A 12,964-nucleotide genomic window follows, 5' to 3' on the forward strand; every position below is an offset into this window, starting at 1 on the left:
AAGTACAAAGCAACTTTTTCAGTGCCTTTTATTTGAGATGCAATGGCTCCATTCGGTTGCTCGCCTGTTAAGAAAAACCCACTTGTAACAGGCTTTTAAAAAATGCAATTGTTACGCTCATTGCTTAGAAGGCACTGGAAAAGTTAAAGACCGAACTTTTTCAGTGCCTTCCTATCAACACTTGATCGCTTGTCTACTCTCTATTTTACCACGAATCGACCAAATGGGTATTACGATTTGTTTCTGTTTATAAGGTCAGGTCGTCAGTGATGTATGGACGCACCTGTCCGACTTTCTGCATGCGGTCAAGAACCATCTGATCGTCCTCGTCCACATAGGCGCACTCCATTTCCCGTCCGCCTTTTCCTTCCTGTTCAGGAGGTCTGCTGATTACATCAGCAATGCGGAGCTGGGAAGGATTCATGCTTCCGGCACAAATAACAGCATCTTTATTATTGTTAACCCCGGCATGGGCTATGCCCCTTAGAGCACCCAGCACGTAAATATTCCCCGTGGCCTTTATCGTACCGCCGGGATTCACATCCCCGATCAGAAGTAGATCTCCCCGGACCTCAATGACCTGCCCCGAGCGGATCACACGGGCAAGGCGGGTGATCTGGTTGTCGAGACGCATTTCCTCGGCCTCGTCTTTTGTAATTACATCCGTTTCGATCGTATCAATATCTGCGTGAATATGATCGTTAAACTGCTTCTGAAGCAGTGTCACTTGTTCTTTTTCCAGGTAACGCTTGCCTGATACGAGATTGATCCGGACACGTACACTGTTTTCCTGTGGCTGGGGACGGTCTGAAAGCTTTTCCGCCAGTTCTTCCAACACATCTTCAAAGGCGCACTGATCATTTAAGACAAATGTTAAGCCGTCCTTAGTTCCTTTTATAATGACGTTTTGCTGTTTCACTTGCTTTTGTGTCATGATCAATCACCTCTGAACTTTATTTGAACCGCGCCTATATGAACTCTTGTTTTCGTTTTAGTACATATAAAATCCACTTTCTTAAATAAAAGCCTGTGAGTACAAGAATCAGGCCGTTAAACACAAACGTCGGCAGCAGTCTCGTGTAGAAAAACAGATTGTGGGGCTGGCTGGCCAGTCCCATCAATGAATAAATGCCGTAAACAAAATACTCGAGACCTACGACTGCGAGTAACGCCATCATAATTGACAACCCGAGGTTTTTTTGGAAAAAAGGAATGGAAAAGGACACAAGATACACGACAACAGCCATTCCGAACGTGTACACACCAAGAAGCGGTGAATAAATCACGTCATACAAAATCCCGAAACCGACGGCATATAGAAGAGCAGGGCCCCGTCCCTGTAAAATACCGACAAACACAAGAACGAGAAGAACCCACCTGGGAATCAATATATAAGGAAACCCGTGAAGGTCAGGGGCAAAAACCTGAAACACGGTTCCTTCAAGAACAAACAGCAGGAACATAACGAGAAAAATAGAATAGCGGATCATCAGTCCTCATCCTCATTTTCCGGATCGATGTCCTCCTCAAGAGAAGCAGCTTCCCGTTCCACAACCATCACATAATCCAGCTGGTTAAAGTCCGCAGACGGCTTCACGTAAGCCTGCTGTGTCAGACCAAACTCGTCCGCCTCATACTCAACGATTTCACCGATCACAAGGTTTCTCGGGAACACCCCTCCAAGACCGGAAGTCACAACCGTCATTCCTTCTTCAATCTCAGCGTCAATATCAATTTTTGTAAACTGCAGATAACCGGTCTCATCACTGATTCCTTCAATAAAACCAAACACGGCTTCCTCGCCGTCAACCATGGCACTGATCCTGTTCGTACGGTCCTGGTCACTCAACAGCTGAACCGTTGATGTGAGCTGTGAAACATTCCGTACTTTTCCGATCAGGCCTTTACTCGTCATCACAGCCATATCCTGTTCGATTCCATGGACAGCACCTTTATTGATGCCTATGTATTCGGTCCACCGGTCAGGAGAACGGCTGATCATCATCGCCGAACGTAAGGAAAAGTCGTAAATTTCAGGATCATCCTGAAGATCAAGAGAGCCTTGAAGCTCCTCATTATGACGACGGAGCTCAGACAGCTCCACCTGCAGCGACGCATAATCATCCAGATGAGACTTTAACACCTTATTTTCTTCGTAGATTGTCCGCATATCATTGATGCTCTCAAAGAAACCCGCTACACCGTGAGCGGGCCTGGAAAACGCAGACTGAACCCAGCCGATACTGTCATTGAGAAGCTGCTCGGGGAGCGAGGCAGAACGCCGCTCGCTCATGGAATACCCGATCAACGCTACCAGCACAATAATGCAGACAAGCAACGCAATTAACCGCTTGTTTGAAAAAAATGGGGCCATTCAGGACACCTACTTACCCTTTCCGATTTGATCGAACGGTGATACCAGCCTTAGAGCGGAATAAGTGAAGATTTTCAAGCGCTCTGCCCGTTCCGATCGCCACACAGTCCAAAGGCTCTTCAGCCACAAGAACCGGCATGTTCGTCTCTTCACTCAGCACACGGTCGAGGTATCTTAGAAGCGCCCCGCCGCCGGTCATCACAATACCGCGGTCCATAATGTCCGCCGCAAGCTCAGGAGGAGACTGCTCAAGCGTATCCTTCACTGCTTGTACAATGCTCGCCACTGTATCTTCCAGTGCCGATGAAATCTCAGCCGCCGTAATGGAAATCGTCTTCGGAAGACCACTTACAAGGTCACGCCCGCGAATCTCCATATCTTCCACATCTTCCGGCTTCCCGGCAGAACCGATCTCAAACTTAATCGCTTCAGCTGTACGCTCACCGATCATCAGATTGTATGTTTTCTTAACGTATTGAACAATATCATCATCCATCTCGTCACCTGCAATACGTATCGACTGACTGGTTACGATACCACCCAGAGAAATAATCGCCACCTCTGTAGTACCACCGCCGATATCAACGATCATGCTTCCCGTCGGCTCCCACACCGGCAGGTCCGCACCGATCGCAGCCGCAAAAGGCTCCTCAATTGTATAAGCTTCGCGGGCACCCGCCTGTTTCGTGGCGTCTTCCACCGCTCTTTTTTCCACAGCCGTAATCCCAGACGGTACACACACCATCACATTGGGCTTACGGGTAAAGATCGAACGATGACGCAGCGCCTGCCTGATGAAATACTTCATCATCGTCGCCGTCGTATCAAAATCCGCAATAACCCCGTCCTTCATCGGGCGAATCGCCACAATATTCCCGGGCGTACGGCCAATCATGTTCTTCGCATCATTACCGACAGCCTCAATCGTTCCCGCATCCGAACGAATTGCCACAACCGAAGGCTCCCGGACAACAACACCCTTCCCCTTCACGTACACAAGCGTATTCGCCGTACCCAAATCAATACCTAAATCCTTTGAAAAACCACCAAACATCTATGTAATCTCCCTTCATCATTAAAGCCCAGCCTTAGGGTAAAAAAAGAAGCACAGCACACCTGACCGGTTAACCCTTCGTGCCAAGCCGCCGCTTCTCTCATCCATAAACCCTGTCATACGCTGAAGCCAGCAATTTCAAAATTAGTGATGGTATTGCTCTCTAAATAAACCCGGACTCTCACCGCCCGGTTTAGTTACAAAAACCCATACGGTTAATTATACTCAAAAAAGGACCTCTTGAGTAGCATTTTCACCGCCACTTTAAAAATTCATCATTTAAGCCTAACTGTAACATGCTGAGTACAGCGTTGCCAATGGATAACAGCCTGCCCGGCGGTGACTTTTGAAGAGCGTTCAGGGTAACCGAGTCTGGATACACGTTTAGATGTGGCGAATTCACGATATGTCTGGAAGATACACGATAAACGTCGCCGGATTAATGATATCTCCCTTCCGGATCCACCAAATAAAGAGCTGACGAATTTTTATGGAGAACTTTTTACGATTTATGGAGAACTTCGGGCACTTTATGCAGACTTTTCCGCCATTTATAAAGAACTTCCCGTCATTTATGCAGACTTCAGGCACTTTTAAAGAGAATTCGTCACTGTTCGACACAAACAACAGACAGAAGACCCCTTCTCCCAGAAAAGAGGCCTCCACCACTCAAACGTATCCTTTTTCTTTTAACGAAACAAACTGCTGATCCCCGATAATCACGTGATCGAGAATTTCAATTCCGAGAACGTTCCCGCACTCCACCAGGCGCTTCGTCACATCGATGTCCTCCCGGCTCGGTGAACTGTCCCCACTCGGGTGGTTATGAAGGCACACAATGGACGCAGCCGAATAGCGGAACGCTTCTTTGAACACCTCTCTCGGATGCACGATCGAGGCATTTAGACTTCCGATAAACACCGTATGCTTGTAGATTACCTGATTTTTGGTGTTCAGATACAGGCAGACAAAGTGTTCCTGAGTAAGGTGCCTCATGTCATCCATCACAAAATTGGCCACATCCTCAGGAGACCGGATCGCATAGCGTTCTTCGGTTGGGAGGTTGTGAATCCGCCGGCCGAGCTCGATGGCTGCTTTCAGCTGAACCGCCTTCGCATTTCCGATTCCATGAATATCAATAAATTCGTTAATCGAAGCGTCTTTAAGAAGCTTCAGCCCGTCAAAGTGTCTGAGGACCCTGCCGGATAACTGAAGAACCGACTCCTCTTTCGTTCCGGAGCTTAAAATAAGGGCAATCAGCTCCTGGTTTGTCAGCGCATTCGGCCCTTCCTGAAGCATCCTTTCCCGGGGGCGCTCACTTTTTGGCACATCCCGGATCATCATCATTTCTGACACACACGTCACCCTTTCGCTCTTGGGAATGACGATGGCACTGCGTCCATGAAGGCTAGTGCGATGATGATTTACGCTTGCCAGTCACCCACAATGTCAAACTCTCTTAACACGCGGATCGTTTTCGCCAGAGGCAGCCCTACGATGGCAAAGTAATCTCCTGATATGCGTTCAACCAGGACAGCGCCAAGGCCCTGAATTCCGTAGCTTCCCGCTTTATCAAAAGGTTCGCCGCTCTTAATGTAGCCGTCGATTTCTTCATCTGAGAGGTCATAAAACTGCACGCTCGCTTTTTCGCAAACGGTACGGGTCTTATCTCCGGAGAGAACTGCCACTCCGGTGAATACTTCGTGGGTGCGCCCTGAAAGCATACGAAGCATGTCCCGGGCTTCCTTTTTGTCTGAAGGCTTTCCAAGAACGCGCCCGTCAATGGACACAACCGTGTCCGAACCAAGAACGACGTTTTCCGGGTTCTTCTTAAACACCGCTTCGGCTTTTTGCATCGCCAAAGAAACGACGAGCTCTTCCGGAGATAAAGTTGGATCTGTCTTTTCTTCTACTTGACTGGAAATAGTGTGGAAGGGGATGCCTGCCTGCTCGAGCAGTTCCTTCCGGCGAGGTGATTGTGAGGCGAGTATCAATCGGGTCATCAAAATTCCTCCTGACAGCGTAACGATCCGACGTCTTAAGAGGCACCTTCAGCATACCACAAAAAACGACAACCCTACGCAAAAGTAAGTATGGTCAGACCTCCATCTTCCAGGGGTCTGACCCTCTGTGATTTGTTCACATACTGATTATTCCCCGAATAGGAGTTCGGAGGCGGCGATGCCTGGCTTGGTCATTTCTTTTGGATCGAGAATCTTATCGAGCTCTTCTCTTGTAAGGATGCCCCGCTCGATGCAGATTTCCCGGACGCTCACATTCGTTGTGATCGCTTCCTTGGCAATACGGGCCGCAGTTTCATAACCGACGTGCGGGTTGATCGCGGTGATAATCCCTACGCTCGTTTCCACCATTTCACGGCAGCGCTCCACGTTCGCAGTGATTCCTTCCACTGCATATTCACGGAACACACTGATGCCGTTTTGCAGAATTGAAAATGACTGAAGAAGGTTGAATACAAGAACCGGCTCCATGACATTCAGTTCAAGCTGTCCTGCTTCCGACGCAAGGCTGATCGTATGGTCGTTACCGATCACCTGGAAGGAGATCTGGTTGATCACTTCACACATAACCGGGTTTACTTTCCCCGGCATGATCGATGAACCGGCCTGGCGCGGCGGCAGATTAATTTCGTTAAAACCCGTGCGCGGACCCGAGCTCATGAGGCGAAGGTCGTTGGCAATCTTGGACATGTTAATCGCAAGGATTTTCATGGCACCAGACAGCTGGGTATACGCGTCCGTGTTCTGCGTGGCATCCACAAGATCCTCGGCACTGTGAAACGGCATATTCATGTCTTCAGCCAGGTACTCCGTCACCTTTGTAATATACTCTGGCATGGCGTTCAGGCCTGTCCCTACCGCCGTTGCACCCATGTTGATTTCATAAAGGTGGTCAACGGAGTTCTGAATCCGTTTTAAGTCCCTGCTCAGCATACGGCGGTAGGAACCGAATTCCTGCCCGAGACGGATCGGCACCGCATCCTGAAGGTGGGTCCGGCCCATTTTAATGACATTATCAAATTCCTGCTCCTTTGATTTGAGCGTTTCAATGAGTTCATTCAGCGCTGTAATCAGCCCTTGGCTTAAGTTCAGACAGGCAATGTGAATCGCTGTCGGGAATGTATCGTTTGTGGACTGAGCCATATTTACGTGGGTATTCGGACTCACCTTTATGTATTCGCCTTTTTTACCGCCGAGCAGCTCGATGGCACGGTTGGCGATCACTTCGTTGGCATTCATGTTAAATGATGTGCCGGCGCCTCCCTGAATACTGTCTACGATAAAGTGATCGTTCAGCTTTCCGTCGATCACTTCCTGTGCGGCGTTCATAATTGCTCCGGCAATATCTTTGTTTAAAACGCCCACGTGACTGTTTGCCCGTGCAGCTGCTTTTTTCACAAACCCAAAGGCACGGATTAATTCCACGTGTGGCGGGTAGCCTGTAATGGGGAAGTTCTCCTTTGCCCGGACCGTCTGGATGCCGTAATATGCATCAGCGGGAATTTCCTTTTCTCCCATCAAATCGCGTTCAACTCTTGTATGTTCTGTCATGTCGGTTTCATCTCCCTGGTTCGTTCAGTGCTTCTTTGTTTCTCTTTACTTAGTTGCAAAGCCTCATCCCGCAGACTTGCCATCTGGTGGCTGGTATACAGGTCTGCGCTACCATAGCTAATTGTATATAAAAATCTTCGTTAATGTAAGTGCTATCTTTTAGTATGAACGGAAAGATCAGGAGGTATCAGACAACCTGGCCGGATTTATCGACCTATATTTTGATTTAATCAACCACTGTTGAAGATTTATCGACCCTTAATCTTATTTTATCAACCCCTGATTACAATATTTCGGCCATTCGACAAATTCTCCCGCAAATAAATCAACCGGCCCCATTCACGGGACCGGTTCATCTTTTATTCAAGCTCTTTCACAAGTTTTTCATACAACATGGTGCTTTCAAGAAGGCGCTGCTGGAGGTCCCAGCCGGTAGCGTCTTCATCCTGGAGCTTTTCCACAGCTTCTCCGGTTTTGGCGGTCCAGCTTGTGGCGGTTGCGATGACAGCGTCTGATTCATCCAGGGCTTCGAGTTGCACCTTCCATTCGTTCCAGGCACCTGCCAGGCTGTTCGCTTTTCCGGCTGAAACATCTGCTTCACTGAGTGTTACTCCGACCCCAAGCTGCACAAGCTCGTCCACGAGCTGGGTGCCGGCGTACAAATACTCTGCTGTTTCTTCTGAGACGCCTGCGTCACTGGAAATGAGGTAGGCTTTCGTATATGTTTCCCTGCCGACGCTTTGATACACCTGGGCTAACTCGTCACTGTTTGCCTTCGACGGCGCAATGCCCATAAACAGATACATAGGCTCTGTGTGATCTGTCAAAATGGCAGAGTAACCTTCCGACCTCATGGTTTGAACAGTTTCTTGTCCTTTTTCCGAAGTCGTGAATGCCCCGCCCTGCACGACGTGGACGGTCAGGTTCGGGATGCCGCCGGTGAATGTGTCGTCGGTGATTGAGCCGACCGGTTGTAAGGCGGTTGGTTCCTGGACCGCACCGGCGGTTTCGATTTCCGGAGCGGCTGAGCTTGCCTGATCCATTTCGCTTGTTGAAAAGAGCGTGAGGAGCATGAGCCCGAAGCCTGTCCCGACAATGATCGCGCTCATGACGATGGCGAGCATCCTCCCAGGGAGACGTAGGTTCGGCCATGAAAAGGTGTGTCTTGAGGGACGCTTTTTCTTTCGTTTGTTTGGTGGAAGCTTTGGTGCTCTGTCCCGGTTTCCGTCGTCCCAGAAGGGCAGGCTCAGAGCTGTTTTTTCTTTGCGGCGTTCTTCAAAGTCTACTATATTGGTTTCTGGTTGCGCTTTTTCAGGGGGCTCGTGTTCGGCGAGCACCCAGTGAAAAGCGTCATCGTCTCGGTTATTGTCCTCGGTTGCTGCAGTCTCGGACTGGACGTCTTCATCATCGTCGCGGAAAATAATCGTCTTTTCGCCATTCATCCGAATCGTTATGACATTTTTTTTATCCAACGCGCCCAAACCCCTTTCACGGTGATCGTTATACTTTACTCTATTAACTAGCACCGATTGGTAGAACCCTAAAATTCGTCTGCGGCGTTAAAAGGATTGGATTTTTAGTTAGTCAAGAAATGGCTGGTCCCGGTCTTCGTATGATGGATAGTCGGCTTTCGGTGCTTCGTGCTCCAGATCAGACAGCGGCGGGTAATAGTATGTTGACACAACAACGTGAAAATCGAGATGATCTTCTCCGTCGATGATCATCCGTTCATCGTCCGTGTCTTCCCTTGTGAAGTAAACCGATTCAATTTTGGCAATCCGTGTAAGATTGTCGAGCTCGTCGAGAAAGCGGACGAGGTGGGCATACGTATCTACACGAACGTCCATGGCTGCGGTCTGCTTGTACATTCCTTCGATTTCATCGCCTCGCCATTCGTCTCCCACAAGGTCACGTTCATCTTCTTCGGTAACAGATTCTTCTTCTTCCTCTTCGTCACGGGTCACTTCCACGTCTTCTTCAACTGCCGGGGGACTGCTCATTTCAAGCATTTCATAAACGGTTTCTTCTTTTTCCATTGTCATGTTCATCATGCGCACACCGGACACTTCTTCGGCCATGTTGATGTCCATAATAAACTGGTCGGTCAACGGTACGACCGGAAGCCGGCGCTGAAGTTCCGTGGAGGTAACCGTGCGGCCTGCCTGTTCCTGAATCATGGCTGATTTTTCCGCTTCGAGCTGTTTAATCATTTGTTCTTCCTGATACACATTCATGACAGTCGTGTCCCGGGCCTCAAGTTTCGGACTCAGAAAGGACGTAAAGGCCAGTACGCAAAAGGCGATTACCGCAACTCCTGCCACAAGGCTGTAAATGAGGAGACGATTTGTGCTCATCATTGATCACCGCCTCCTGTTTCATCTGTTTCAAATTCAAGGTCAAGGTCGATTTCTCCGTTGTCTATCTCTTCGTCGTCCACAGTCTGATTCCCTTCATCATTTGTGTCGATTTCGAGATCCAGCTCAAGATCCATATCGATATTCACGTCGGTGTCATCCTCTTCTCTTCCAGGAGGGCCGGGTTCATCTCCCGTCGGTTCATCAGATTCAGCGTCCTCACCGTGGGCACGAACAGCGTCAGGGTTGATGGTGATCGTCATGGCCGCCGTGTAGTGGGGCAGATAAACCTCGGACTGGGCCGGCTGGGTAAAGAACGTTGTTTCTTCTTCCTCTTCCTCGTCCTCTCCGGTCATGTCTTCTCCGTCGATCCGGTGAAGGGTCACCTGTGAAATGAGGGCTGACTCTTCAAGTGCCTGATGGTAATAGGCTAAATCACGCATCTCATAAAACGCGGCTTCGATATACACATCAAAAGGAAAGCCGTAGTCATATTCCACAAGGTACCCTTCAGGGGGCATCCGGGTGACCACTTCGTGAAGGACGGCAGACGCCGGTGTGGTTTTTCCTTCAAGCTTTTCAATCCAAAGACTGAGCTGTGCCTGATCCGCATTGGACAGGTTATGTATTTCCTGTTCGATTTCCGCTGAAGCAATTTTGTTTTCTGTCAGAATCGTCTCTGCTTCTGCAATGTCTTGCTCCACATTCGACCCGAGTATGGCAAACACGGCCGCGGCCAGGAAGCATGCGAGAAAAAATCCTCCGATTACATAAAGAAGAGAGCGGTCTTTTTGTTCTTTTTTAGGCAGTAAATTAATTTCAACTGGCATGACAGCAACTACACCTCTTTTTTCAACAACAGCCCTACCGTTTCGTGATAACGTTCAGGAATATTTGTATCGGAATTTGAGACTCTGAGATTGGTCCGGTCATAGCGGTGGACCGGGATGTCAAACTGAAGACTCATGTCTTCTTCAAAGCGGGAAAGGTACGGGTGATCCCCGCCGATACACACTTTTGTGAGACTTTTTTCTCCTTTATGGTAGGATGATTCATAATAGTTTCTGAGTTTTCGGATATCGGTAAGTACATCCTGCCACGAAGAAATGATCTCCTCTTCGCTTCCGGTCCATTCGTAAATCAGTTCGTCTTCAATCGTTTCCACGCGCCACTGCTGGCTGTCAAGCTCCCACTCCATATGGCGGGTCACGACCGGCGTGTCTTTATTGAATACCGTCACAAGGATGTGGCTCGGAAAAGCGTGAACTGTAAGAAGGTGCTCTTCTGGCCCGCCATAGCGCGCTCCTTCGTAAAACCGGTAAAAAGCTAATGGCGCAACATCTGCGGCCAGGGGCTTCACCTTGCATGCTTCAAAAAGTTTCGTATACTCGGCGACCGTATCTTCCGGAGCTGCCACTAAAAGGAGATGCCGTTTTTTTTCATCCGCGTCACGCTCTGCCCAGTCAAAGGCAGGTTCTTCAAATGGGAGATGAAGCTTTTCGCCGAGCTCCATATACAGGTGACCGGTCGTTTCTTCGTCTTTCACTGTAATGTCCACACTGTGCTCGCGGATGACGAACAGGGAGTCCGGGACGGTAAAAACGACTTTCTGCTTCTTCAGGTTCCAGGTGTCCACGCATTCCTGAAAGATCGTAACCAGGGTGTCCCATTCCTTGATCCGGCCGTTTTCCACAACGCCTTTGGGAAGGTAGCGTTCCCCGAAGTCGGACACGCTTTCAAGTGATTCATTCTTGCCGCGGACATAGCGGATGACGTGATCTTTAATCGTCACGGCTGTCCACGTCTGTTTTTTTATTTTCAGCATAGTAAACCCTCACTTCTGCTCATTAAAAGATCTTCATATACCAGTTCCAGATTTGTATTCCGTAAAAATAAACGATGATCGAACCAAGGGCGATGGATGGTCCGAAGGGGATCGATGATTTCCGGTTCATCCCTTTGAACAGGACCCCGAAAATGCCGATGACGGCACCGATCAGAGAAGCAAAAAAGATGCTCATTAATACACCTGGAAAACCGAGCACGACGCCAATGACGGCATAAAGCTTCACATCTCCCCCACCCATGCCTCCTTTTGATAAAACAGCAAGGGCAAAGAGAATTCCAAACCCCGTCAGCATCCCTACGATCGGGATCCACCATGGATACAGGTCTGCCACGGTGAGCCTGAGGAGCAAGAGGGGGATAAAGAAAAACATGAGCACCTTGTTGAGGATCAGGTAGCTCGTTAAATCACTCACGGTGATAATGACCAGCATGGATACAAAAAGAAGACTTACGATCAGCTCAAAGCTGAAGCCCCAGTGGAGGTAGCTTAAAAGAAACAGTCCGCCGGTAGCTGTTTCCATCAGGGGGTAAAGAGGTGATACTCTCTTGCCGCAGTCTTTGCACTTTCCCCGGAGAATCACATAGGACAATACCGGAATCAGTTCCCATGCAGAAAGGCTATGTCCGCATTCCGGGCAGCGGGACCGTGGCTTGATGATGGATTCCTTATTCGGCATTCTCATTCCTACTAAGTTAAAAAAAGAGCCGAAAATCAATCCGAATAAAAACACATAAACACTAATGAGGATCTCCAATCGTCACCACCAGCACTTTCTATTAGTCGAAAAAAATGGAATCTACTACTATTATAGGGGTTTTTAGGGTGAGGGGGAATAGGGGGATTGAATTGTTTTGAGAATTAATAAGGGGGTTCTAGAATAGAACCCCCTCAGGCTGTCGAGAAACCCACGCTTTTTTGAAGCGTGGGTTTCTTTATGTGGAGAAAATGAAATTAAGTGATGCAAATACCTTTTAAAAATAGGGCAAACCACCTCTTAGCTGGCTGTGAGGTGGTTTGCTATCTTCTTTATGTTCTGTGCTGCGGCTGTCATAAGCGCTTGTTCCGATGCGCCTCTCAAGCTGCGCAACCGGCAGTAGCGAAGCCCGTGGAGCTGTTTTGCGTCCGCGAAGCTTCGCTCTATTGTTTCTTTTCTTTTTTTGTAGATCAGCTTTCCTTCTTTTGAAAGCCGGTTTTCCCTCACCTTCTCCTTGCTGTCTTCCCAGACGTGGCGTGTAATCACTTTCTTATGGTTCTTTGCGTTTGTACATTGTGCAAGAAGTGGACAGTTTAGACAGTCTTTGGGGTCGGAATGATAGTGGCGATAGCCTTCACGGTTGGTGGTCGAATAACTCAAGCTCTTTCCATTGGGACACGTATAGGTATTGGACTCTTTATCATAATTGTACTTCCATTTTGGCAGATATCCTTTTTTAGGCTTAAAGCGGCGATGAGCGATGACCCCCATGATTTTTCGGTTCTCCAGCCCCTTACATAATGGGGTTGTTAAATAACCAGCGTCCAGCCCTACAGCTTCGACGTTTAATCCAAACCGATCTATTTGCCGGTCGAGTCGCTTCAGGTAAGGTCGTGAATCGTGGATGTTTCCTGGTGTTAAGTGGACATCAGTAATAATGTTGTATTTTAGATCTGTCGTGCGATGATCCAAATAGAAGAAGCCTTCGGGCTTTCCATCTCTAAACATGTAGCCGCTTTCTTTATCTGTTGTACTCACCTTAATTTCTTTTTCTTCCACCACCTCTT

The 12,964-nt window shown here is 48.5% G+C and carries 14 protein-coding genes; 1 reads left to right on the top strand and 13 read right to left on the bottom strand.

Features of this window, described 5'->3' with window-relative positions; genetic code table 11:
- Nucleotides 1-247: 247 nt before the first annotated feature.
- From minC to JSY36_RS19920, 4 genes are read right to left on the bottom strand one after another with little or no spacing between them, the layout of a single operon-like run.
- Entirely contained in the window at nt 248-934 is a 687-nt protein-coding gene (minC, locus tag JSY36_RS19905; protein WP_122897766.1) for a septum site-determining protein MinC, read from the bottom strand.
- Nucleotides 935-968: 34 nt separating this feature from the next.
- Entirely contained in the window at nt 969-1,490 is a 522-nt protein-coding gene (gene mreD / locus JSY36_RS19910) for a rod shape-determining protein MreD (RefSeq protein WP_122897768.1), read from the bottom strand.
- Entirely contained in the window at nt 1,490-2,374 is an 885-nt protein-coding gene (gene mreC, locus JSY36_RS19915; RefSeq protein ID WP_122897770.1) for a rod shape-determining protein MreC, read from the bottom strand. The genes mreD and mreC overlap by 1 nt, the downstream gene beginning before the upstream one ends.
- A gap of 13 nt (nt 2,375-2,387) precedes the next feature.
- Complete coding sequence (locus tag JSY36_RS19920; protein WP_122897772.1) at nt 2,388-3,428, bottom strand: rod shape-determining protein; 1,041 nt, start codon at nt 3,426-3,428, stop codon at nt 2,388-2,390.
- A 390-nt stretch (nt 3,429-3,818) separates the two neighbouring features.
- Here JSY36_RS19920 and JSY36_RS19925 point away from each other — a divergent pair, with 390 nt between their 5' ends.
- Nucleotides 3,819-4,025, top strand: a complete 207-nt coding sequence (locus JSY36_RS19925; protein WP_142996784.1) for a hypothetical protein — start codon at nt 3,819-3,821, stop codon at nt 4,023-4,025.
- A gap of 72 nt (nt 4,026-4,097) precedes the next feature.
- Here JSY36_RS19925 and radC read toward each other — a convergent pair whose 3' ends face one another.
- The 9 genes from radC to JSY36_RS19970 form a co-directional block, all read right to left on the bottom strand.
- Complete coding sequence (radC, locus tag JSY36_RS19930; protein ID WP_142996788.1) at nt 4,098-4,775, bottom strand: RadC family protein; 678 nt, start codon at nt 4,773-4,775, stop codon at nt 4,098-4,100.
- A 77-nt stretch (nt 4,776-4,852) separates the two neighbouring features.
- On the bottom strand, nt 4,853-5,431 hold the full coding sequence (locus JSY36_RS19935; protein WP_205167709.1) for a Maf family protein: 579 nt from the start codon (nt 5,429-5,431) through the stop codon (nt 4,853-4,855).
- 147 nt (nt 5,432-5,578) lie between these two features.
- On the bottom strand, nt 5,579-7,000 hold the full coding sequence (gene aspA / locus JSY36_RS19940; protein WP_205167710.1) for an aspartate ammonia-lyase: 1,422 nt from the start codon (nt 6,998-7,000) through the stop codon (nt 5,579-5,581).
- 359 nt (nt 7,001-7,359) lie between these two features.
- A complete protein-coding gene (locus tag JSY36_RS19945) occupies nt 7,360-8,472 on the bottom strand; it encodes a hypothetical protein (protein WP_205167711.1) in 1,113 nt (370 codons plus the stop codon).
- 108 nt (nt 8,473-8,580) lie between these two features.
- Nucleotides 8,581-9,357 (bottom strand): hypothetical protein, encoded by a 777-nt coding sequence (locus tag JSY36_RS19950; protein ID WP_205167712.1) that lies wholly within the window; start codon nt 9,355-9,357, stop codon nt 8,581-8,583.
- Nucleotides 9,354-10,184, bottom strand: a complete 831-nt coding sequence (locus JSY36_RS19955) for a PilN domain-containing protein (RefSeq protein WP_205167713.1) — start codon at nt 10,182-10,184, stop codon at nt 9,354-9,356. Before JSY36_RS19955 ends, JSY36_RS19950 begins: the two co-directional genes overlap by 4 nt.
- An 8-nt stretch (nt 10,185-10,192) precedes the next feature.
- A complete protein-coding gene (gene pilM / locus JSY36_RS19960) occupies nt 10,193-11,179 on the bottom strand; it encodes a type IV pilus biogenesis protein PilM (RefSeq protein ID WP_205167714.1) in 987 nt (328 codons plus the stop codon).
- A 22-nt stretch (nt 11,180-11,201) separates the two neighbouring features.
- On the bottom strand, nt 11,202-11,957 hold the full coding sequence (locus tag JSY36_RS19965; protein WP_205167715.1) for a prepilin peptidase: 756 nt from the start codon (nt 11,955-11,957) through the stop codon (nt 11,202-11,204).
- A 240-nt stretch (nt 11,958-12,197) separates the two neighbouring features.
- A partial coding sequence (locus tag JSY36_RS19970; RefSeq protein WP_205167716.1) for an IS1182 family transposase occupies nt 12,198-12,964 on the bottom strand: 767 nt, incomplete at its 5' end.

Source organism: Alteribacter salitolerans (genome assembly GCF_016901055.1).
GTDB classification, from domain to species: Bacteria; Bacillota; Bacilli; order Bacillales; family Salisediminibacteriaceae; genus Alteribacter; species Alteribacter keqinensis.

Bases quoted from the DNA above. Each gene is read 5' to 3' on its own strand.
- JSY36_RS19955 (WP_205167713.1), bottom strand. From the start codon at position 10,184: ATGCCAGTTGAAATTAATTTACTGCCTAAAAAAGAACAAAAAGACCGC.
- minC (WP_122897766.1), bottom strand. From the start codon at position 934: ATGACACAAAAGCAAGTGAAACAGCAAAACGTCATTATAAAAGGAACT.
- radC (WP_142996788.1), bottom strand. From the start codon at position 4,775: ATGATGATGATCCGGGATGTGCCAAAAAGTGAGCGCCCCCGGGAAAGG.
- JSY36_RS19950 (WP_205167712.1), bottom strand. From the start codon at position 9,357: ATGATGAGCACAAATCGTCTCCTCATTTACAGCCTTGTGGCAGGAGTT.
- mreD (WP_122897768.1), bottom strand. From the start codon at position 1,490: ATGATCCGCTATTCTATTTTTCTCGTTATGTTCCTGCTGTTTGTTCTT.
- mreC (WP_122897770.1), bottom strand. From the start codon at position 2,374: ATGGCCCCATTTTTTTCAAACAAGCGGTTAATTGCGTTGCTTGTCTGC.
- pilM (WP_205167714.1), bottom strand. From the start codon at position 11,179: ATGCTGAAAATAAAAAAACAGACGTGGACAGCCGTGACGATTAAAGAT.
- JSY36_RS19935 (WP_205167709.1), bottom strand. From the start codon at position 5,431: ATGACCCGATTGATACTCGCCTCACAATCACCTCGCCGGAAGGAACTG.
- JSY36_RS19920 (WP_122897772.1), bottom strand. From the start codon at position 3,428: ATGTTTGGTGGTTTTTCAAAGGATTTAGGTATTGATTTGGGTACGGCG.
- aspA (WP_205167710.1), bottom strand. From the start codon at position 7,000: ATGACAGAACATACAAGAGTTGAACGCGATTTGATGGGAGAAAAGGAA.